At 65.0% G+C, this 21,462-nt stretch carries 23 protein-coding genes; 14 read left to right on the top strand and 9 right to left on the bottom strand.

All coding sequences use genetic code 11. The annotated features are described in order from the left end of the window. Window positions 1–229: 229 nt before the first annotated feature. From BUC15_RS13095 to BUC15_RS13080, 4 genes are all read right to left on the bottom strand, one after another. Window positions 230–499 (bottom strand): hypothetical protein, encoded by a 270-nt coding sequence (locus BUC15_RS13095; protein ID WP_029212958.1) that lies wholly within the window; start codon window positions 497–499, stop codon window positions 230–232. A gap of 116 nt (window positions 500–615) precedes the next feature. Then, the gene (locus BUC15_RS13090; protein WP_034254535.1) at window positions 616–1,515 is read right to left on the bottom strand and encodes a F510_1955 family glycosylhydrolase; all 900 of its coding nucleotides are present in this window, start codon (window positions 1,513–1,515) and stop codon (window positions 616–618) included. Beyond that, window positions 1,512–3,005: a multicopper oxidase family protein gene (locus tag BUC15_RS13085; RefSeq protein ID WP_073189017.1), complete on the bottom strand. Its 1,494-nt coding sequence runs from the start codon at window positions 3,003–3,005 to the stop codon at window positions 1,512–1,514. The genes BUC15_RS13090 and BUC15_RS13085 overlap by 4 nt, the downstream gene beginning before the upstream one ends. 28 nt (window positions 3,006–3,033) lie before the next feature. Then, the gene (locus BUC15_RS13080; protein WP_217652239.1) at window positions 3,034–3,327 is read right to left on the bottom strand and encodes an SHOCT domain-containing protein; all 294 of its coding nucleotides are present in this window, start codon (window positions 3,325–3,327) and stop codon (window positions 3,034–3,036) included. 117 nt (window positions 3,328–3,444) lie between these two features. Between BUC15_RS13080 and BUC15_RS13075 the strand changes: the two genes are divergently transcribed. The 4 genes from BUC15_RS13075 (at window position 3,445) to BUC15_RS13060 (ending at window position 6,159) form a co-directional block, all read left to right on the top strand. Further along, on the top strand, window positions 3,445–4,170 hold the full coding sequence (locus tag BUC15_RS13075; protein WP_029212954.1) for a response regulator transcription factor: 726 nt from the start codon (window positions 3,445–3,447) through the stop codon (window positions 4,168–4,170). Next, complete coding sequence (locus tag BUC15_RS13070) at window positions 4,167–5,303, top strand: sensor histidine kinase (RefSeq protein WP_073189015.1); 1,137 nt, start codon at window positions 4,167–4,169, stop codon at window positions 5,301–5,303. Before BUC15_RS13075 ends, BUC15_RS13070 begins: the two co-directional genes overlap by 4 nt. A gap of 262 nt (window positions 5,304–5,565) precedes the next feature. Then, the gene (locus tag BUC15_RS13065; protein ID WP_073189013.1) at window positions 5,566–5,952 is read left to right on the top strand and encodes a sulfate permease; all 387 of its coding nucleotides are present in this window, start codon (window positions 5,566–5,568) and stop codon (window positions 5,950–5,952) included. Then, the gene (locus tag BUC15_RS13060) at window positions 5,953–6,159 is read left to right on the top strand and encodes a hypothetical protein (RefSeq protein ID WP_029212951.1); all 207 of its coding nucleotides are present in this window, start codon (window positions 5,953–5,955) and stop codon (window positions 6,157–6,159) included. It abuts the gene before it with no gap. Here BUC15_RS13060 and BUC15_RS20480 read toward each other — a convergent pair. Next, window positions 6,149–7,330 (bottom strand): recombinase zinc beta ribbon domain-containing protein, encoded by a 1,182-nt coding sequence (locus tag BUC15_RS20480; RefSeq protein ID WP_281249290.1) that lies wholly within the window; start codon window positions 7,328–7,330, stop codon window positions 6,149–6,151. The genes BUC15_RS13060 and BUC15_RS20480 overlap by 11 nt on opposite strands. An 83-nt stretch (window positions 7,331–7,413) precedes the next feature. Here BUC15_RS20480 and BUC15_RS13050 point away from each other — a divergent pair, with 83 nt between their 5' ends. From BUC15_RS13050 to BUC15_RS13020, 7 genes are all read left to right on the top strand, one after another. Further along, entirely contained in the window at window positions 7,414–7,809 is a 396-nt protein-coding gene (locus tag BUC15_RS13050; protein ID WP_217652237.1) for a recombinase family protein, read from the top strand. Window positions 7,810–7,993: 184 nt separating this feature from the next. Continuing rightward, window positions 7,994–9,178: a helicase C-terminal domain-containing protein gene (locus BUC15_RS13045; RefSeq protein ID WP_217652236.1), complete on the top strand. Its 1,185-nt coding sequence runs from the start codon at window positions 7,994–7,996 to the stop codon at window positions 9,176–9,178. 171 nt (window positions 9,179–9,349) lie between these two features. Beyond that, window positions 9,350–9,547: a helix-turn-helix domain-containing protein gene (locus tag BUC15_RS13040; RefSeq protein ID WP_073189011.1), complete on the top strand. Its 198-nt coding sequence runs from the start codon at window positions 9,350–9,352 to the stop codon at window positions 9,545–9,547. A 69-nt stretch (window positions 9,548–9,616) separates the two neighbouring features. Continuing rightward, entirely contained in the window at window positions 9,617–11,089 is a 1,473-nt protein-coding gene (locus BUC15_RS13035; RefSeq protein ID WP_217652235.1) for a hypothetical protein, read from the top strand. Continuing rightward, window positions 11,041–12,006, top strand: coding sequence for a DNA adenine methylase (locus tag BUC15_RS13030; protein WP_342741737.1), 966 nt, complete (start codon window positions 11,041–11,043; stop codon window positions 12,004–12,006). Before BUC15_RS13035 ends, BUC15_RS13030 begins: the two co-directional genes overlap by 49 nt. Next, window positions 12,006–13,073 carry a hypothetical protein gene (locus BUC15_RS13025; protein ID WP_073189005.1) on the top strand — a complete coding sequence of 356 codons (1,068 nt, stop codon included), beginning with the start codon at window positions 12,006–12,008 and terminating at the stop codon, window positions 13,071–13,073. The genes BUC15_RS13030 and BUC15_RS13025 overlap by 1 nt, the downstream gene beginning before the upstream one ends. After that, window positions 13,063–14,127, top strand: coding sequence for a hypothetical protein (locus BUC15_RS13020; protein ID WP_217652234.1), 1,065 nt, complete (start codon window positions 13,063–13,065; stop codon window positions 14,125–14,127). Before BUC15_RS13025 ends, BUC15_RS13020 begins: the two co-directional genes overlap by 11 nt. A 133-nt stretch (window positions 14,128–14,260) precedes the next feature. Here BUC15_RS13020 and BUC15_RS13015 read toward each other — a convergent pair whose 3' ends face one another. After that, window positions 14,261–15,274 carry a DNA-processing protein DprA gene (locus BUC15_RS13015; RefSeq protein ID WP_084189581.1) on the bottom strand — a complete coding sequence of 338 codons (1,014 nt, stop codon included), beginning with the start codon at window positions 15,272–15,274 and terminating at the stop codon, window positions 14,261–14,263. A 196-nt stretch (window positions 15,275–15,470) separates the two neighbouring features. Here BUC15_RS13015 and BUC15_RS13010 point away from each other — a divergent pair, with 196 nt between their 5' ends. Next, entirely contained in the window at window positions 15,471–15,842 is a 372-nt protein-coding gene (locus tag BUC15_RS13010) for a sulfate permease (protein ID WP_073189003.1), read from the top strand. Window positions 15,843–16,260: 418 nt separating this feature from the next. On the opposite strand, the gene BUC15_RS13000 is transcribed toward BUC15_RS13010, so the two are convergent. Beyond that, window positions 16,261–16,641, bottom strand: a complete 381-nt coding sequence (locus BUC15_RS13000) for a cupin domain-containing protein (protein ID WP_073188999.1) — start codon at window positions 16,639–16,641, stop codon at window positions 16,261–16,263. Window positions 16,642–16,738: 97 nt separating this feature from the next. On the opposite strand from BUC15_RS13000, the gene BUC15_RS12995 reads away from it, so the two are divergent. Continuing rightward, window positions 16,739–17,209, top strand: a complete 471-nt coding sequence (locus BUC15_RS12995) for a MarR family winged helix-turn-helix transcriptional regulator (RefSeq protein ID WP_073188997.1) — start codon at window positions 16,739–16,741, stop codon at window positions 17,207–17,209. Window positions 17,210–17,519: 310 nt separating this feature from the next. On the opposite strand, the gene BUC15_RS12990 is transcribed toward BUC15_RS12995, so the two are convergent. Together BUC15_RS12990 and BUC15_RS12985 are read right to left on the bottom strand one after the other, a co-directional pair. Then, window positions 17,520–18,860 carry a DUF3100 domain-containing protein gene (locus BUC15_RS12990; RefSeq protein ID WP_073188995.1) on the bottom strand — a complete coding sequence of 447 codons (1,341 nt, stop codon included), beginning with the start codon at window positions 18,858–18,860 and terminating at the stop codon, window positions 17,520–17,522. Window positions 18,861–18,903: 43 nt separating this feature from the next. After that, the gene (locus BUC15_RS12985) at window positions 18,904–20,145 is read right to left on the bottom strand and encodes an amidohydrolase (protein ID WP_073188993.1); all 1,242 of its coding nucleotides are present in this window, start codon (window positions 20,143–20,145) and stop codon (window positions 18,904–18,906) included. 609 nt (window positions 20,146–20,754) lie between these two features. Between BUC15_RS12985 and BUC15_RS20475 the strand changes: the two genes are divergently transcribed. Further along, complete coding sequence (locus BUC15_RS20475; protein WP_217652233.1) at window positions 20,755–21,357, top strand: nuclease-related domain-containing protein; 603 nt, start codon at window positions 20,755–20,757, stop codon at window positions 21,355–21,357. Window positions 21,358–21,462 lie beyond the last annotated feature (105 nt).

Below are 21,462 nucleotides of genomic sequence, written 5' to 3'. Positions count from 1 at the left end.
CCAACTGGGCGACATCCGCCTCGGACGGTTCCCTCGCAGTTGCCGCAGGTTCATGGCGGGCAGCCGAATATGTGTCTTTGTGGTGATCATCCGCTTCTTCCTGGACTCGGACCATTTAACACCATATACCCCGCCGGGGTATATGCACAGCAGCGGGTTGTTTTCTGTGTCGGGGCGCAGAGGCCGTGGCCTGGTGAGAACTAGGGCAAGGTCGGGTCGTGGGGGTCCGTCAGGATGGGTTTCCCCTGTTTCCGTGGTTCATCCACAGCATCATGGCGCCCATCATGGCGAGGCAGCCCAGGGCGTAGAGGAGGCCGCCGGCGCCGAGGCCGCCGGCGGCGATGAGCATTCCGATGACGACGAGCATGGGCACGCACATGAGCCACATCAGCCAGCCGTGACCGTGCCCGGGGCTGGGCGCCGGGGTCTCGGGTGTGGGTGTCTGGGTAGGTTGCGTGAACTGTGCGTAGTCGTTGGACGGTGAGTGCCGCGTGGCCATGGTGGGTCTCCTTCGTATGTTCGTCCCGGGCCGTTTGCCCTGTGTCTTCAGACTCGTCGCCCGATGTGGCGGTATGGCCTTGGGTTGATGAAGGGTGGGTCAAGATGTCGGCCGGGTCACTGGACGACGACTTCGGTGGTTGCTCCGGCATCGGTGGTGCGAAGGACCTTCCCGTCGACGACAACGATGATCTCGACCTTGCCGTCAGTGGTGCGCTCGGCGAACAGGGAATCGGCGGTGCCGATGGTGTCGGGGTGCAGGGTCCAGGTCGTGCCGGCGTCGTCACTTGTCGCCAAGCGTCCAGCGCTGGTGGTGGTGACGATGGTCTGCTCGTCTGCCCACGCGACCAGCACCGCGGTCTCCGGTGGCGTGAGCTTCTGCCAGGTCGCTGCGTCGTCAGTGCTGAGGAGCAGGCCTGCAGCGGTCGTGGCCAGGAGAGTCCCGGAGGTGGGTGAGGCGGCCAGTGCCCGGGGTGGGGCGGCGATGCTGCGGTCTGTCCAAGAGCGGCCGTCCGTGCTGGTGCGCAGGGTCCCGTCGAATCCGGTCACGCCCTTGGGTCCGACGGTGAGGGCATGGAAGTCGGATTCTCCACCTCGCGAGGTGACCTGCCAGCTGAGGCCGCCATCGGCGGAGGTGATGAGCCCGACCGGCTGAGGCAGATCGACCCCGATGCCCGGATGGCCGGAGGCGTAGAAGGTGCCGTTGGGCCCGACAGCGAAGCCCATCAGGTCGATGATCGGCCCGTTCTGGCTCAGCTCGCCCTTGACATGACGGAAGAGCCCTTCGTGGGTGGCCAGCAGTAGCTCGCCAGTCTCCGGGTCTCGCGCAACGGCGTGGATGTGAGTGATGGCGATCGGCGCGTTCGACTCATCCGCTTCCGATGGAGGGCTTGAAGCCGTCCCGGCAGGTCGGGAGCCGGATGCGTCCGGCGCGGTCGTAGCCACGCAGGCGGACAGACCACCGAAGGCGAGGACCAGGGCACCGGCTGACAGCGCCCGCAGCACTGGCCCGTTCACTTGGCATACTCCAGGGCGATCATCATGCCAGCCTCGGCGTGGTAGATGTTGTGGCAGTGGATCATCCAGTCGCCCGCGTTGTCGGCATCGAGGTCGATCGCGAAGGACTGCATCGGCGCCATCAGGACGGTGTCCGTGCGCAGACCAGAGGGCAGCGCGAACGTGTGACCGTGCAGGTGCAGCGGGTGGGTCATCATCGTCATGTTGACGGCGTTGATCCGCAGCCGTTGCCCGGCCGTGACGGTGAGGGGTTCGTTCTTCCCGAACGGGGCCCCATTGATGCCCCACCGGTAGGGCTTCATCGAGCCCTGGAGATTCAGGTCGACGGTCGCATCCGGTGCCTTGGCGGGCAGCTTCGCGGACTCCGCCGGCTGCAACTGGGAACCGATCAGCACCTGCCCGGACAACTCGGGTGGGGTGACATCCGCACCGGGCGCGGCACCGCCCGCGGTGCGGACCAGGGCCATGGCCTGGCCGCCGCTGGTCTTGCCGAACGGCCTGGCCACCAGCGGGAAAGCCCCGTCCTTGAGGGTGACGACCGCGTCGTAGCGTTCGCCCATCCCGATGTAGAAGGCATCGACCTCGCTCGGCTGGACCGCATGCCCGTCGGTGTGCGTGATGGTCATCCGGTGCCCGCCCAAAGCGACGGTGAAGATCGTGTCGGAGGCAGCGTTGATGATCCGCAGCCGGACCTTCTGGCCGGGTTTGGCGGTCAGGACCTCGGGATCGGTGGGGGGTCTGCCGTTGACCAGGAAGAACGGGTATGTGACATCGCCGGCGTCGCCCCACGGCCCGGCACCCATCGACATCCCGCCCATCGAGCCGTGGTCCATCCCGCCCATGTCGCCGGAGGATGCGGTGCCGCCGTCGGCGATGAGCTTCTTGAGCACGGCGTCGGGGGTGGTGCCGGTCCCGTCGATCCAGTCATCGAGGACGACGATCCACTCGGCGTCATATCCGCCTTGTTCGTTGGGGTCGTCGATCACCATCGGTGCGTACAGGCCGCGGTCGAGCTGGACGCCGACATGCGGGTGGAAGAAGTAGGTGCCGGGGTCGGGGACGGTGAACTCGTACACGTACTGGGCGCCTGGCTTGACCGGGTCCTGGGTCAGGCCAGGGACCCCATCGGCGGCGTTGCGCAATCGGATGCCGTGCCAGTGGATGGTGGTGTCCGCGGGCAGCTGGTTGTCCAGCGTGAGCCGTAGGAAGTCACCCGCGGTCGCCCGGACCAAAGGCCCGGGGGCGACGTCTCCGTATGCCCAGGTCGACACCTGCCGTCCGCCCAGGTCGAGGGTGACCGGTTTCGCTGTGAGGGTCTTCTCGATCAGTTTCTGCCCCGGGGACGGCGGGATCGGGGTCGGCGTGCCGAACGTACGGGACGGCGTACCGGTAGACCCGGGCGATGATGTACAGGCGGCTAGGGCCGCGGTCGCGGCGACACCCAGGCCGCCGAGCAGGACGTTGCGGCGGGACAGTAGGGGCGAGGTCATGATGCCTTTCCGGGTCGGGGAGAGAGAGTCAGTGGCCGTCGGCGATCAGACGGCGACGCTGTTCGTACTCCTCGGGGGTGACCTCGCCACGGGCCAGGCCTTCCTTGAGCAGGGTCAGCGGGTCCGGGCGGTCAGCCCCGGCGGTCGTGCGATCGCGTCCGGGAAGCAGTGCCCGGATGACCAGGACGATGACGAGCCAGAACGCGAGAGTGCCGCTCCCCATGATCAACCACATCCACCACTCCATGCCGTAGCCCCACATCATGAGCGTGCTCCTTGCCATTGCCGTCGTCGTGAACCCAGTGGTGTCGACACGATCCATCCTGTGCGGTGTAGGTGGTGATCAGACTCTCGCTGAGTTGAGGTTTGACGAAGATCCGGGACGCGCTACCGACGAGGCGGCGTCGACAGCACGGGTGGGCGAGAACGGTGGGAGAGAATGTCGAGTGTGAGCACCACACACCCAACCCCCGGACCAAGTGTTCTCGTCATCGAGGATGAGAAGACTCTCGCCGGGATGATCGGCGCCTACCTGTCCCGCGCCGGGTACCAGGCTCGCGTCGTGCACACCGGACCGGAAGGGGTGCAGGCGGTGCGTGATCAGACGCCCGACGTGGTGATCCTCGACCTCGGGCTGCCCGGACTCGACGGCATCGAGGTGTGCCGCCAGATCCGCACTTTCACGGACTGCTACGTCATCGTCGTCACCGCCCGCAAGGATGAGATCGACACCCTCATCGGCCTGTCCGTCGGCGCCGACGACTACGTCACCAAACCGTTCAGTGTTCGCGAGCTCGTCGCGCGGGTTCAGACCGTCCTGCGCCGACCCCGCACCGGCACGTCCCGTGCCCATCGTCAGGAGCCGGTGTGGGTGTTCGGGGAACTTCACGTGGACTCGGTTGGCCAGCAGGTCCACCTCGCCGGTGATCCGGTGGCGCTCACCCCCACGGAAAGAGACCTGCTGATGACACTCGCCGAACGGCCCACCATGGCCTTCTCCCGCCGCCAGCTGATCGACGAGGTCTGGGGCGACGACTGGGTCGGTGATGAACACCTGGTCGATGTCCACATCGCCCACCTCCGCCGAAAGCTCGGCGATGACCCGGACACGGCCCGCTACATCAGCACCGTGCGCGGCATCGGCTACCGGATGGGCAAGGGATGAACACCTCACCCGGCGCCCATGCGTCCCACGGCCTCGCGTCCCGACTGCTGGCCGGGCAGTCGATCGTCCTCGTTGCCGGCGCCCTCACCGCCGGACTGGTCGCCACGATCATCGGCCCCCCGATCTTCCACGACCACCTCCTCCAAGCCGGCCACCCGTCGAACTCGCCCGAGCTGGCCCATATCGAGATGGCCTACCGGGACGCCTCACTCATCTCGGTCGGCGTGGGGCTGCTCATCTCCCTGCTGGCCGCCACCGCAGTGACTTGGTTCCTCACCCGGCGTCTGCGACGCCCCCTGGACCAAGTAACCCACGCCGCCCGAGAGCTCAGCAGAGGCCACTACGCCACGAGGGTCCCACTGGTCGGTTCCGGCACCGAGTTGGAGACCCTCGCAACCGCGTTCAACACCATGGCGGCCCGGCTCGAAGGGGTCGAGGACACCCGCCGGCGGATGCTCTCCGACCTCGCGCACGAGCTGCGGACCCCGATCGCCACCCTGAGCGCCTACCACGAGGGCCTGCACGACGGCATCGCCTCCCTCGGACCCGACTCCCGCGCCGCCCTGACCGAGCAGACCGAGCGACTCACTCGGTTGGCCGACGACATCGACGAGGTCTCCACAGCCGAAGAAGGCCGCCTCGACCTCGATCTGCACGACCACGCCGTTGCCGACCTGCTCTGGGCCGCCCACGAAGGAATGCGAGAGCGCTACGCCGCCCAGGGCGTCAGCCTCGTCATCGACCCCACGGCGGCAGCAGGCCTCGCCGTGAAGGTTGACCGGCACCGCATCGGGCAGGTCCTGACCAACCTCCTGACCAACGCCCTCCGGCACACGCCACCCGGGGCGACCGTCACCGTCGCCGCCCAACGCGACGGGGCGGAAGTCGGCATCAACGTCACCGACAACGGCGAAGGCATGACACCCGAGCAGCTAGAGCACGCCTTCGAACGGTTCTACCGCGGGGACTCGGCACGCACTCGCGACCGCACCGGCTCCGGCATCGGCCTCACCATCAGCAAAGCCATCGTCGACGCCCACGGCGGCAGCATCACCGCCGCAAGCGCAGGTTCCAGCCTCGGGACCACCTTCATAGTCAGCCTGCCCACGACGCTCAATGACCAGAGCCGTTGAGCAGTACAGCCTGGAGGCCGCCCGCGAGAACGTCGAAGACCTGGCAGGCTGATCGTACTCGGTCCGCGACATTGCAGCCCGCGCTGAAGGATCAAATCGCCAGCAACCAAACGCAGACAAGCCCCCTGTACCCCATGATCGGGAGTATAGTAGAGCGTGAGGCAGGTTCTTCTCATCTGCGGGTCCTCCGGGACGGCCCACCACGGGCGCTCATACACGTACTGCCTTCTCGACGGAGAGCACGTGTGACGAGAGGCCCGCCATGTTCCGCCTTTTCTGGACGATCAGTGTCCACAGCCGCTACTACCTGCGCCGTTACATGCCGAGCAACCGGCTGCTCGACGCGATCCGCAGGCGACGCGGTCTCAGATGGGGCATCCCGGCAATGCTGATCGCCGCGCCCTACCTCCTGATCGCGAGCATTTGCACCCGCCTCATCGATGATGGCGGCCCCGGCTGGCTTCACCTCGTCGTATTTTGGGCGATCTGGAACGCGATGAAGTTCGTCATCATGGGACCGGTCAGCCTCGCCCTCCTGGTCCGTGCCCGGACCCAGGAAGCAGTCGCGCGGCGCCGCGCACGCGCTGAGCAGGTCACCCACGACCACTCGATGAATCAGGAACCCGTATCGGCGGGAGCACTCCGATAATTGCGGCGACTAATTGCGGCGACCTACAGCCTGGACCGGCTCAGCCGGGTCGTTCCGCAGATCATGGCGGACCTCCACGACGCCGGCGTGATCATCTACACCGCCGACCGAGAACCGCAGCCCCTCGGCGACACGACCACGCTGCTCGATATCCAGATCGCCACGATCCACGCATCTTCCTCCCGGGTCAGGCGCATCAAGCACTGACCCGAGCGCGCCGGCCGCCCGGACGGATCGTGACTCCTTCCACGTCGAGCGCGCGCCGGACCGCCTGTTGACTCACCCCGAACCGCAAGCCGACCTCTATCAGCGTCGAACCACCCTCGTAGAGTTCGACCGCCTCAGTCACGTCGGACTCATCGAGGCCGCGCCTGCGGATCGGGATCGACCGGCGGACAAGATGGGCAGCCACTGTGCGTCGGTGAACACTGAACCGCTCGCCCAACTCAACGAGGGTCGCGCCTTCCCGATACAGGGCCACCAGCTCGTCGACCTGCGCCGGGCGCAGAAAGGTTTGAGCTATCCCAACTGCACGCACCATCCGACCCCGCGAGTCCACAACCGACGGCTCCAAAGGCCGCCAAGAACGCTTGTATACGCCACGCGACCTGCGGGACACCACCGTTTTCAATGCCGAGTAGGGGTTCTCAAACTCTCTACCGAGGTCCACCCAAAGTGTCTTACGGAACCACGCGACATGCGTAGATGAGTCGTGTTCGTGTTCCGCACCCTTGCCGTCGTCGCTGCTGCGTGCGTGTGCTTCGCGGATGATCGTGGCGAACGGCTCGGCGAGACGTGGGCGTAGCTGTTCGTCGTCGGTGATGTCGAGCCTCGTGTAGAACGGTTGGTTCGCGAGTCTGCGGTTCCCGTCGTCGGATCGGGCGTGGGCGTGGTGCGCGTCGGTGAGCATCCGCAGGCTGTCGTGGAGGAATGCCCGCCCGCCGGTGTGGTGCTCGTCGTGCTCGGCAAGGCGTTGATTCACGTCCGAGAGGCCAGCCCGGATGCGGTCTTGATGCCGTTTCAAGGCGGACAGGTCGATGGCATCGGCGAAGTGCGCGGCCAGCAGCTTGTCACTCTCCGATTCGAGCTTGGCGCGGTTGGCCATGAGGTCGGCTGTCGCCTGGTCACGGCCCGCCATGCGCGAGTCGAACGCGCCATCGACCTCTGTGGCGAGGTGCCGGTAGTCGGCCTCGCTGATCGTGATCGAGGCGTAGGAGTCTTCGACCAGCCGTTCCGCAACCTGCACGGGAACCGCGCGTCGGGTGCAGGCGGTCTTCTTCGCCGCTCGGCCGGAGCAGACGAAGTAGGCGTAGGTCGTGCCGCGTGGGTTGGTAGCGAAGTCGAGCAGCATCCGCGAACCACAACTGCCGCAGTGCAACAGCCCTTTCAGATGGTGCGCGCAACCTCGCCACCGAAGTCACCAAAGGACTGACCCAGGAGCTCGCCCAGGGCGGCACGCCCATGCGCGCGCCGGTCGGTTACCCCAACGTCCGCCGCACCGACAACCAAGGCCGCGAGCTGCGCACGGTCGAGGTCGATCCCGAACGCGCATCGCTGATCCGCTGGGCATTCGAGACCTACGCCCAAGGCGAGACCTCCATAGCCACACTCCTGCGCGACGTGACCGCACGTGGCCTGACCACGGTGCCGTCGCCGAAGCGTCGCTCGAAGCCCCTCGGCAAGGCCACGTTCTACTCACTGCTGACCAACCCGTACTACGCGGGCGTCAGCCGCTACAAGGGCGCACTCCACCCGGGTGCGCACGAGCCGCTGATCGAACCAGCGCTGTTCGACCATGTGCAATCGCTCCTGACGCCTGGCGCGCCGACCGCGACGCGGGCCTCGTCTCCGTGCTGATCGCCGAGACCCATGAGGACGTGACAGAGCTCAACCGACGCGCCCGCGCCGACCTGATCCGTAACAAGACGCTGAACCCGACCGTGAGGTTGAACTGCGCGACGGCACCGCCGCCGGGGTCGGTGACACGATCATCACTCGGCTCACCAACCGGAACCTCCGCACCGTGACCTGATGGGACTGGGTGCGCAACGGCGATGTCTGGACGATCACGGCCGTCGGCGACGACGGGACTCTCACCATTGCTCGCGACTACGGGACCGGCACCAAGGTCCGCGCGGACGGGACTATCGCGGTGCGGAGGCGTGGGCGAAGGTTCAGCGGCAGTATCGTCCTGCCCGCCACGTATGTCTCCGAGAGCGTCGATCTCGGCTACGCCGTCACCGCCTTCCGCGCACAAGGCGTCACGACCGACACCGCGCATGTGCTGGTCGAACCGACCTCGACCAGAGAGACCTTTTACGTCGCGATGACCCGAGGCCGGCACTCCAACCGCGCCTACGCCGCCCTTGACCGCGCCGATGACCATGCAGAGCCGCATCCTGGCGACGACCCCAACGCGACCGCGCGCAGCGTGCTTTACGGCGTTCTCCAGCACAGCGGAGCCGAACTCTCGGCACACGAGACCGTCGTTGCTGAGCAGGAGCAGTGGGGCTCGCTCGCCCAGCTCGCCGCCGAGTACGAGACCATCGCCGCCGCAGCCCAACGGGACCGCTGGGCCACCCTCATCCGCGGCTCCGGGCTCGCCGACGAACAGGCCGACAGCGTCATCGAATCCGAGGCATTCGGTCCGCTGACCGCCGAACTCCGCCGCGCCGAAGCCAACCACCACGATGTCGATTCGCTCATGCCACGGCTTGTCGCTGCGCGAGGGTTCGGCGACGCCGACGACATCGCCGCCGTCCTCCACTACCGCGTCGAACGAGCGACCGCTCGACCAGCAGGATCAGGACGAACCCGGAAACCACCACGCCTAATCGCCGGCCTCATCCCACAAGCCAACGGCGTAGCGGATGCCGAGATGCGAGCAGCCCTCGACGAGCGAGAGGCACTGATCGAGGCACGCGCCGACGCCGCACTCGATGGCGCGCTGACCGAGAGCGCGCCGTGGACAAAGGCCCTTGGGACGGCACCCAACGGCGGACGCAGAGTTGCGGCCTGGCGCAAGGCTGCACGAGTAGTCGCCGCCTACCGTGACCGCTACCGCATCGCTGACGACACACCCCTCGGCGCCCTACCCGAGTCAGCGGCCCAGAAGATCGACACCGCCCGCGCACGAGCTGCCATCGAAGGAGCTCGGAATGTCAACCGCCCGGCGAGCTCGCCTACCCATCCCGCAGTACGCGAAGCTGGAGGCCCGTCCTTGTGAACCCACTGTCGCGTTCGGCCCGTAACAGGCGGGGTCCGCGCACGGGAAGCCGGCGAAGGCGTTGTTCCCGTCGTCGGGCGAGCGTGCCGACCTCGCCGGCGCGTTTCTGGCCCCGGTCCCGGCACCACTGATAGCGTGAACTTACGTCCTGCAAGAGGAGAGTGCTGGAAGATGGCGGAAGATCACGAGGTCCTGACTACGGAGGAAGCTGCGGCTCTTCTCCGCGTCAGCACTAAGACGGTTCTCGCCCTCGTACGCGCTGGCAAGCTTCCCGGCGAGAAGGTCGGTCGCGCCTGGCGCTTCCCGAGGCGCGACGTCCTGGACTACGTCCGAGGGTCCAACGTGAAGGCGGGGATGACGGATGGATAGGGAGCGGGGTCCCGGCGCGACACCAATGCGAGCTACGACCACGGGTCTAGGGGCGCAGCGGTGATCAGTATGGCGACCTGGGAGGAGTTGACCGTTGACGTGGTCAGCGGTGTCCGACTCGACCCTAGAAACGTGCGGCTCGATATTCCTGATGGTGTACCGGAATCCGACATCGTTCAGGATCTCTTCGCGAACGAAAAGGCGCTGAACCTCGTCGAGGGCATCGCGAAGGTCGGGCTGCTGACGCACGAGTTCCCCATCGTCCTGGAGCGTGACGGCGCCCTCATCGTTGTCGAGGGCAACCGTCGTGTGGCGGCGCTCAAGGCGATCCAGAATCCGTATCTGGCCCCAGATCACCAGGCGAGGATCAGTAGACTCGCGCAGACTATCGAGAGTCGCGACGAGCTTCGTCACATCACTGTCAAGAAGGCACCCACACAAGATGACGCAGATCAGCTGATTGCTGCTCTCCATACAGGAAACCAGCGCGTCGCTTGGAGTCCCGCTCGGCACGCAGCGTTCTTCCAAGCCCAACTCGACGGTGGCAAGACCGCTGAGCAACTCATCGCTCAGTATCCGACCATCGATGTCCGTAAGTTCATCACACGAAGCAGAATTCTAGGTCTCTTTCGCAGCGTCAACTTTCGCGATCCGTCACTCCGCGACTACGTCAACCGCCGCCGCTTCCCAGTCTCGACACTCGCGCGACTCTACGAGAACGACAAGTTCCTGCAGCTCGCTTGGATCGTGATCGACGCCGAGACAGGGGACGTTCACGTGGGCTCCTCCCCAGCTCTCTTCGAACGGTTGGCAACGAAGATTGTCGCGGACATCCGTGACGGCATTATCAACACGCGTGTTTTAAACAGGACCTCAGGCGAGCGGTACGTGGCCTACATGGACGACCTGCGCGATTTGCTCAACGAGCCCGAGGACTCCACGGGTGACACCGTCGTTGGAGCAAGCCCGTCATCGAACGCCGATAAGGGTGACTCTGTTCAGCGGGACCGAACGGCAAACGAGCCCACTCACGGTCAGCAGAAGCCGGACGACACCGACCATGACGCGGGTCGGGAAAAGGCGAAGCCGTTCCCCCGGAAGCGCAACTACCTGAATACCGACAACCTCACGGTTCCGACCACCTTCCCCGCATCGATCCACGAGATCATTAAGGAACTCTCCGCGATCAACATCCACCGGTTCCCGAACGCAACTCTCGATCTCCTTCGCACCTTCCTTGAGAAGACAATAAAGGCCCACGCGGAGGCTCTCGGTGAAGACATCAGGAAGGGTTCTAACGAGCAAGGGTTCGTGTACCTGTCGAACTGTCTTGTTTGGCTGGAAGGACACTTCAAGACGACTGGGCAGACTGCCTTCATTCAGCCAGTCCAGAAGATTCGCGGCGGACGCTACGGCTTCGTGGGTTCGAAGGCTCACCTCGACGCAACCAACCACAATCACCATATCTTTGCCACACCCGATGACGTTCGAGAATGCTGGGCGACCATCGAAGGAGTCATGAAGGCGGTACTCAAACCATGACGCGAGCAGCGACACCTGCCAGGAAGAGAGTAACAATCTCTCCGCTTCGATACCCCGGGGGCAAAGGGCTCCTCTACTCGCGGCTTCGCACCATCATTCGCGAAAATGAACTCACTTCAAGTGTGTACGTCGAGCCGTATGCCGGAGGAGCCGGAGCAGCTCTCGCGTTGTTGGTCTCCGGTCAGGTTGACCGGATCGCAATCAATGACCTTGATCCCGCAGTGTTTGCATTCTGGAATGCGGTCGTCACGCTGCCCGATGAGTTCACCGACCTCGTCAATAACGTCGAGCTCACTGTGGAGGAGTGGGAGCGGCAGCGCGAAGTCTACCTAACGTCGGCGCGAGACAAGCACCTTTCGCTCGGCTTTGCCACATTCTATCTCAATCGAACCAATCGTTCAGGCGTTCTGAATGGCGGCCCGATCGGCGGCAAAGACCAGGCCGGCAACTATAAGATCGATGCTCGTTTCAACCGAGAAGGCCTGTCTGAACGGATCAGGCTGATCGCGCTGCACGCTGATCGTATCGCGGTGACCAACGAGGATGGTCTCGACGTCATCTCACGCTACGCAGATAGAGACGACGCATTCATATACGCTGACCCGCCCTACTTCGAGAAGGCAGGTTCGCTCTACCTGAACGCGTTCAAAGGGGGCGACCACGAGGCCCTCGCTGAATGCCTGAAGCGAGTCACGCGGGCCAAGTGGATTCTTACCTATGACAACGTTCCGCAGGTTGCAGCACTCTACTCGGATCTGCGGCGAAGGCTCTTCGCGTTGAACTACTCTGCCCACCGAGTGATGAAGGCCAACGAAATTATGGTCTTCTCACCCGAACTGCTCATTCCCGAGGAACTCGAAGCCGCGCACGTTGGACTGGTGCAGCGGATGGATGACACTACAGAAGGAGGGTCCTGATGGCGCGGCTCGACAAGGCGGCTCCCGACACATTGTCTCTCGATCTGTCGAATCCGCGAATGCCCGACACGGAGTTCGCAGGTGAAGACGAGGCGATTGCCTACCTCTACGCACAGGCCGACCTGGGAGAACTGATCCAGTCGATCGGCAACTCGGGATGGCTGGACTTCGAGCCTCTGATCGTTGAGGAGAAGAGTCGAACCGTCATTGAGGGAAATCGGCGTCTTGCGGCACTGCGGATTATTGCGAGCCCGCGCCTTCAGCAGCAGTTCAAGGTTGCGCTTCCGCATCCGCTGCATGAGAACGCGGTCCCATCCGAGATTCAGGTGAACTACGTAGAGAGCCGCAAGGAAGCGCGCGACTTCATTGGGTTCAAGCACGTCAACGGCGCGTTCAAGTGGGATTCATACGCGAAGGCAAGGTTTGCGCACTCGTGGCTCCAAGACGGCGACGACATCCAGGAGGTAAGCCGCAGACTTGGCGACGGCCACAACACAGTCAGTCGACTCGTAAACGGGGTCGTCGTCCTTGAGCAGGCAGAGGAATCCAAGCTGTTCGACCGCGAGCTTCGTTCGAAGAAGTCGTTCTACTTCTCGCACCTCTACACCGCTCTGTCCACTGCCAATGTCCGCCAGTTCCTTGGACTCCCCGAGAGCGATAATTCGGTGCTCCCGGCCAATCCAGTCCCTGCATCGCATCGCACACAACTTCGCAACTTCCTCTCTTGGCTCTACGGTCAAGAAGATGAGCCCGCGTTGATTCGAAGCCAGAACCCTGATCTTGGACGACTTGTCAATGTTCTCGGCAGTGAGCGAGCAGTCCGGGCGCTTGAATCCAACCGTGATCTGGACCGCGCCTTCGACGTTGTTGAAGACAAGGCGAAAGCTTTTGAGAAGGCTTTCTACCACCTCGTAAGCTCGGCTGAGGACGTTTCGCGGATCATCGCCCGGTACGACCCGAAGTCGGACCTCGTGGATGATGCCGAGACAACGCTCCGCGTCGTGACCATCGTCGTCAATGCGATGAAAGAGGCGCACCTTCGAGGTAACTCGACCAATGAGAGTTAACGCACCGCTGGATCGCTCCACACGGAGCGTGGCGGCCGACTGGGTGGAGTTGCACGCACTCTTCGACGAGTCCGTCGCCAACGAGCAGAGCCTGATTCGGAGTCAGGCGGTTCAGCGAGAGCCCGACCACGGGAGCTTGCTGACTGACCTCGACGCAGAGGTCGTTGATGAGGAGATTCTGGAGCCCGAGAATGATGAACTCTCTGAACGGGTCTACGAGGAGCTTGCGTATCGCGAGCGAGTGCTGGGCGCCCTCTACCCGTTCAAGCTCGTATCAGAATATGGGAAGTGGAGCCTCCGGCGTCGCGCAGGGATAAGTGAGTCCGATGGTGCCGCGCATCGCTGCTACATCTCCTGCCTGCTGATCTCTTCAATCCATTCCGAACTCCTTCCCACAAAGAGCGACCATGACGTCTTCAAGTCGAGCGCGAGGGCCCTTCAGGTCGAGGCCTATCTGACTGCCGCAGAGGTGCTGGGCGGACGCGCATTCTGGTTCGGTTCGCCAAGACCCGACGGCTCGGGGATGCTCAAGGCTATCCAGGACCTCGCTTCGTCAATGGGTACTGCGGTCGCGCCGGAAGCAAGGCCGCTAGGGCTCTCGGCGAATGCTGCGGATGGCACCGTGGACATCGTCGCATGGCGACCATTCCTTGACGGACAAGCGGCATCAATCGTTGCTTACGGTCAGGTCGCATCGGGACGCAATTGGACGGCCAAGCCCATCAAATCATTTATCGATGGGCATTTCCTTCCGTGGTTTGCCAAGGCGCCGTCCCACAAGCACATCGAGATGCTCTTCGTGCCGTTTCCCCAACACCATGAGCAGCAGGAGGAGAAGGGCAAGGACTTCCGCGTGGTCGCCTCCGAGAAGGCTCGCCTCCGCGAGAACGATTATGGGGTGGTGATCGACCGACTCCGGCTGACCGAACTCATGGCGCGATCAAAGGTCGGTGGCCTGTATGACAAGCCGGAGTACGAACAACACGAAGAGTATGTCGAAACCTGGACCACGGGAGCCTTGGCCTACGCCGAGGGCGCCGATGCCGTGGCCTGAGCACACGGCGCAGGACAGTTCTTTGCCCCAGTTTGACTTGCCTTACGTGGAGCATTTCGATGCTCGACGGGTTGCTCAAGAGGAGCGCGATCCGCTCTGCGTTGCGCATGCATGACCGCGACCGCATTCCATCTCAGGATCGTTGATGAACCGCACTTCGTGTTGCTGGCGACCGGTGGTGGCCCATGCTCGGTGGCTCCATCGCTCTCGCGGCCGCGCGACCATGCCGTTGGTTGGCTTCAATGAGCAGGTCCGCCAAGTTGGAGGTGTCGGTGATGATCGAAGCGACGCCCTCACGGATGAGGTGGTGCGGACCGATACTCGTTGTGCTGGTCACTGGTCCTGGAACGGCACCGACGATACGACCAAGTTCATGGGCGCGTTGCGCGACGGACAACGAACCGGAGCGAGCTCCGGCCTCGACAACGACAGTCGCTGTGGAGAGCGCGGCCATCAGCCGCGCCCGAGCGAGGAAGCGGTGGCGCGTAGGCACCGAGCCAGGTGGAACCTCGCTGACCATGAGGCCGAGGGCGGCCACTCGCTCAAGCAGTTCACGGTGACCCATCGGGTAGGGGCGATCAACGCCGTTCGCCACGACCACGATCGTGTCGCCGCCTGACGCGAGGGCAGCTCGGTGGGCGGCACCTTCGATGCCATACGCACCGTCGGCCACGACAATCCGCTCAGCGCTGGCGAGGTCGGAGGCAAGCTGCCCGGCTACATACTCGCCGTAGGAGGTCGCGGCCCTCACGCCGGTGATCGTGACCCGATCATCGACTGGTCGCGCGAGGAACGATGTCGTTCCACGAGTCCACAGGACGTATGGCCGCCGGTCGCCAAGTTCGTCGAGTGCGGCCAGCCAATCGTGGTCGCCGGGGATCAACACGCCGATACCCATGCGCTGGGCTTCGACGATGCGCTGGGAGTGTGTCTGGGCGTCCGAACGCTCGAACTGGGCGCGCCAGACCCGTGCGTCAACGGTGCCGAGGCCCGGCACGCCATCGTCACGCTCGGCGAGCCGGATCACCTCAACCGCTCCCACCTCGCCCAGGAGACGGCCTGTCACGGCGTCGTCTGGTTCGACGATCATCGACAGCACCATCCGTGCTGTGCGCTCGTCCTGGACCAACTGGCTCAGGTTCGTCATCCTCGGGTCATCCCGCTCCTACATAAAGGTGCGCGCGGCGACGCGGGAGCCGAAGGGTTCCGCGAACGCCGACCCCGGCGTAGAGTGGAGAGCGAGGCAGGTTCTCCTCATGTTGCGGGTCCTCCGGGACGGCCTTTGGGCACTCACACACGTTCCGCCTCCTCGACGGAGAAACACGTGTGGCGAGAGGCCCGTCATGTTCCGCTTCATCTGGACGCTCAGCGTTCGCACCCGCGACTACCTGCATCGCTACATGCCGAACAACCGACTGCTCACTGCCATCCGCACCCGACGCGGACTCAAGTGGGGGCTACCCGCGATGCTGGTTGCTCTCCCGTACTTCCTGATCGCCTACGCCTGCTCCGCCGAAGCCGCCGACGGCGGACCCTGCTGGCTGCACCTCATCGTGCTATGGGCGTGCTGGAACGCACACAAGTTCATCATCATGGGACCCGTGAGCGTTGTGCTGCTCGTCCGCGCACACCAGCACGAGGCCGCCGTCCGTCGCCATCAGCGCCGCGCGGCCTCCGCCGTGACTGATACTCGCGGCCCAGTTCTGCACGCCTAGAGTCAGCCGACTGTGACCATGGACAAGGCGACGCACGACCGACGACCGCCGCCAGGCCGAATCACGATGCCGTGGGATGCGAGCGCCCGCCTGACAGCCTGAGGACCCGCCCCGACCTTCACGCCGACCTCTACCAGCGTCAACCCGCTGAGGTAGAGGTCGGATGTTTCATGGATGCGGGAAGGGTCGAAACGCCCGCGTCGGATCGGAACCTCCCGACAAACCAGGTGGGCGGCCACCGTGCGGCGGTTTAGGCCGAACCGGGATGCCAGCTCCACGAGCGTCGCCCCGTCCCGATACGGCGCCGCTCAAGCCGCGGCCCGTCGGCATGGTTTGCGGCGATGCGGAACAACTGCGTGAGCGTGCGGTCCGGGTCGGATGACAATGCTGCGATCGGCGGGGAGGTCCCAAACGCCGCTCAGGCGATCCAGGGCGGCGTGCCAAGCGGCGTCGGCTGCCCGGGAACGCTAGCGACGGCGTCGCCATTGCCGCACACCAGCAGGCGGGCATCCGTCGTCGCTTGGACCTGTCGGCCCACGCCACCGGCGACCGCGAGGGTGTCTCCAGGGCGGAGAACCTCGCGGCGCTCGCCCACGGTGATGGCGATCTCCCCCTCAAACAGGGTCCAGATCTGCTCGGAATCGATGGTGTGCAACGGGCCTGAGGCGCCGGCCGCCATGGCAACCTCCCAGAGCGACAACCTCGTCGTCGCGCCGAGGGTGGGAGAGGCGAGGGTGGTCATCACGCCCGCCGGGGTCTCGTGGCGACGGCGTGCGGCGATGGGAACGACGGGAGACATGGGACGACCTTCCAATAGACAATTAGGTTGACTATATAGTACACCTGGTTGTCTATCTCGTCTACGAGGTTGTCTAACTCTGTGACACCATGGCTGCATGGCTTCTACGCACCGCGCCGACTCCGAGCTACCGTTCCTGCTGATCGGGGCGTTCAGGTCGCTGATTGACCAGATGCACGCCGACCTTGCCGCCAAGGGGCACGCCGAGGCGAGGCCGTCCTTCGGGTTCGCCCTCCAAGCGCTCGATCCGGACGGCACCACCGCCTCGGAGCTCGGCCGCAGGCTAGGCGTCTCCAAGCAGGCCGCCGCCAAGACCGTGGCGAACCTTGAGCGGGCTGGTTACGTGTCGCGCGAATCCGATCCGCGGGATGGTCGGGCCGTGCGGTTGTGCCGCACCGCACGCGCGGAGGAACTCTTGACCCTAAGCGCCACGTTCCTTGAGCACTACCATGACGAACTCGGCGGCAGGCTCGGGCGTCGGCGGCTGAGCGAGCTTGAGGATGTGCTGCGGGAGATCGCCGGGCCAGCGGCCGCCTCTCCGTCCGGGATCCCAGGCTGGATGCTCTGAAGCCCCCGGTTGAAGAACCGACCGATGCCGAGCCTGAGCGACCGGGCGGCGGTCGACTTCGGTTCACCCACTACGGGGTTGCACCGTCCCGCCTTTGACCGAAGCGGGAGAGGTTCGACCTGGGGCGTGAAGCCCCGGACTGAGTCCAGTCCGTGCGGTCACCAGCGAACTTTCGCGGATACCAGCGGTCTTCCTCGACACCAGCCGTCTATCGCTGGTGACAAGACATTTCCCTGGTAACGCGGAAATTGCCCAGGTAACGACGAAACTGCCCTGGTAACGCGGCGACCTCGCTGATGGCCGAACCCCGTCACCGGTGAAGGATCGCCAAGACCGTCTCCGCGATTACCGTCGAGGCCAGGAAGGTCGCCGTGATCACGACGAAACCAACCGGCAGGATCTTCCAACCGATCTGCTTCAACATTGGAAGGTCCTTTCCGATGCTGAGGCCCGCGATCGCCAACATCAGCGTGATCACGGAGAGGAAGTCCACCGACGCCACCGTTTCGAGCACCCAGCCCGCGCCCGGGAACCAGGGCGACGTGATGTAGGCGCCGATCACGATGACGACGATGAGCGCCGGGACCTTGCCCTTGGTGGCCCCCGCGGCCAACAGGCCGAGGGCGACCATGGCCATGATGATCACATAGGTGAACACCATGCTGAACGAGAAGCCCTTCGAGGCGATCGTGGCCGTCACCAACCCCGCGCCTGAGAGGATCGCCATCGTGGCCCAAGGTGCCAGGTTCACCTTCGGCGCCTGGAGCGCCTGCGTCATCGCACTGATCGTGCCGCTGGCCTCTGCGACCACCGAGTTCTTCTGGTGACGGGTGAGGAAATGGTAGAACCGGTCCGCGAGCGGCAGCGAGATCCACAGCGCCAAGGGCACTCCCCCGAGGGTCGCGATCAGGTTGGCGGTGGTGGCGAACGCCGCGATCTGCTCGGAGTACTCCGGGTGTGCGGCGGTCACCGAAGCGATACCGGCGGCCATCATCGAACCCGACCCGACGCCCGATCCCATCGCGAGGGCCTCCCAGCGGAAGATGTTCAGCGATGACACGACCGAAGCCACGATGCTGACGATGATGGCCCCGAAGATCGACCCGAACACATACATCGACAGCACGCCGCGGTACTGGGGAGAGTCGGCGCCAAACCGTGAGGTGACCATCGCGAACGACGGTTCCCGGTCGATTGAGAACGTCGCCCCGATGGTGGCGGGGCCCATCCGCAGGAGCACCGCGAGCGGCAGCGCCAGCAGGAGCGAGCCGAACACGTTGCCGAACTCCTGCAGGAGCAGCGCCGGCCCGGCCCGGAGGATCTCGGGGATCTGTTGGCCGAGGGTGAGCGCGAGTCGTCCGCAAAGGACAAGCACGGCGATCGCCATGATCGCGTTGGCGGTGTGCTGCAGGTCCACCGGCAGCGGCTTGATCCGCTGCCCGGAGACGAGCACTCCCATCAACAGAGCCCAGATCATTGGCAGCAGCATGATGGAGACGTCGCCGATCGGGATGCTCAGAGGGCCGATGATCTGCGCGATCGAGGCGATGACGACCATGAGGCCGATCAGCACCCAGAGCCCCACATCTTTGAAGCCGATGCTGAACTCTCGGGTGCCGGTCAACTCGTTGGACTCGGGTGCTGCGGCCATTGGGGGCCTCTTTCCGACGGGGCCAGAGGCCCGGGGTTCAGGTTCAGGCGGAGAACTTAGCCTGGGTGGCCCCTACAGGCCGTGCGGCCTTCAGTGCCTGGTACTGCGCACGAAGCTCCGGTGTGAGCGCAACGTCGAGTACGGTCGCAGCCATCGCGGCCGCCCCGTCGATGATGGCGTCGTCAGCCTCCGCGCTCCCGGCGATGGAGGTGAATGCCGGATTGTGGATGGCCGCCTGCCTCCCACGGAAGGTCAGGAGCGGATGGATCGACGGCACCACCTGGGAGACGTTGCCCATGTCAGTCGAGCCGCCGCTGAGGCGGGCCTCAGGATCGATGACGCGGCCCCTGGCCTCGAAGTTGCGGTCCCAGAGGTCAGAGAGGGTGTCGTCGTGGACCAGGGGTGCGTAGGCGTGCTCCGTCGGCCGCCACTCCCAGGTGCAGCCGGTGGCGATCGCGCCCGCCTCGAAACACCGCAGCACCTTCTGCATCGTTTCTCGCCAGATGTCGAGGTCGTAGGCCCGCACCTCGGCCTGGACCACCGACCGGTCGGGGATGATGTTGGTCGCCTCACCACCGTGCGAGACGAAGGCGTTGAAGTTGACCTCCTTCGGCACGTGCTGGCGCAGCATCGCGAGGGCGTTGAGCGCCAGGACGGCTGCGTTGGAGGCATTGATGCCAGCCTCAGGCATACCTGCCGCGTGCGCCGTCAGCCCGGCGTAGATCACCTCAAACCGGTTGACGGCGGTGGCGTGCATGCCGCGCGCGCCGTGACTGTCGCCGGTCATGCCGGGGGTCGACGTCATGGGGTGGACCATGAGGGAAATATGGGTGTCTTCGAAGGCTCCGGCCTCGCGCAGCGGAACTTTACCGCCGCCGTGCTCTTCTGCCGGCGTACCGAGAAGCTTCACGCGCAATCCTGCCTCCCCTGCGACCGCGGCCAGCGCAAGTGCCGCGCCGACACCGGCCGACGCGATGACATTGTGGCCGCACGCGTGCCCGATGCCTGGCAGCGCGTCGTACTCGGCGCACACGGTGACGGTCAGGTCGCCGTCCCCGAAGACCGCTTCGACCGCAGTTGGGAGCCCGTAGACGCCTACCTCGACGGCGAAGCCCGCCTCCCGCATTGCATCGGCCACGAGCGCGGCCGAGGCATGCTCCTCCCAGGAGAGCTCCGGGTTCGCGTGGATGGCGTGGCTGAGGGCGATGAGTTGCTCCCTGCGGCGCTCGGCTTCCTCTGCCGCACGTCTCTTGAGAGGGTCCAGCAGGTCGATGCTGACGGTCATGGTTCGCTCCTCACCGTTGAATCCGCGACTTGCTGGCCCAAAGCCAGCGAATCTGCCTCATCGCAGGCCACGGCGCTGGCGGCCAAGGTCCGTATGGCAAAGTGCCTGTCGGGCGCCCATCTACCCAGCGCAGTGCCCGCCGGGTCACATGATGGGGCCAGGCGAGACAGCCGAGGGTCCCCGCCAGATCCGAACTCCGATACATGGCCAGCGGTGGTTGTCTTGGACGCCCACGCTGAGTGTCCGTATGGACCCACTACGTTGTTGACCATGGTTGAGGAGCCGACTCCAGTTGCGGATGTCAAACGGATGCGACTGCGCTACGCCGGCCCCTGCTCACGTTGCGGGACGACCCTGGGCGCTGGCACGACGGCGGACTACAACAGAGTGCGCATGACTGTTGCCTGCGTGACGTGCACACCCGCGACACCTCCGGCCCAAGCAGCGTCAAACGTCTCCCGCCCGCTTGAGAATCCGGATGGGGAGGCTCCTGATCACGGGCTGCCGGGGGCCGCAGCAGAGCCAGGGCTACAGGCGGTGGATGGGCAGGGTGGCGCATCGGCGGCGGCTGAGTTCCAGCGGCGCCACGATGCGCGGCAGGAGCGGGTATTGAAGAAGTACCCACGTGCCGGACGGTTCCTGCTGGCGGTCTTCGACGATCCCCAGTCGACGCGGGCGTGGTCGGTGGGCGCTGAGGGCGAACGGATGCTCGGCGGGATGCTGGCTTCGATGGCCGGGGACTCGTTGCGCGTTCTTCACGATCGCCGCATTCCACGGACCCGCGCGAACATCGATCATCTGGTCGTGTGCCCCGGCGGGGTGTTCGTAGTGGACGCCAAGCGCTACCGGAACGCGCGCCCCGCACTGCGAATCGAGGGCGGACTGCTGAAGCCACGCACCGCGTCTTTGACGGTTGGTGGGCGCGACCGGACGGCCCTGGTCACCGGGATGCAGAAGCAACTGGCCCTGGTCCGCGCAGCCTTGGCCGGGCGACCGGAGGTGCCTGTGCGGGGTGTGCTGTGCTTTCTGGACGCCGACTGGCCGTTGCTGGGAGGCTCGTTCACCGTCGACCAGGTGGAGGTGATGTGGCCGAAGAAACTCAAGGCGTCGCTGACGGCACCCGGAGCACTGGATGAAACGCAGATAGCGGAGCTCCAGTGGCAACTCCACGAGGCTTTCCCGCGCCAAAAAGAAGCTGAGTCGGGCAGATGACCATCGGCCGGGCAGTGGCCGATACTCGACCCCAGACACACCAGAATCGACCACTGGCCGATTTTCCGAGCCTGAGATGGTCAACCACGCGACCAGCAGCACAGG

The organism is Tessaracoccus bendigoensis DSM 12906 (genome assembly GCF_900141915.1).
Classification (GTDB): domain Bacteria; phylum Actinomycetota; class Actinomycetes; order Propionibacteriales; family Propionibacteriaceae; genus Arachnia; species Arachnia bendigoensis.
This window is presented reverse-complemented; position numbering and strand designations above follow the sequence as displayed.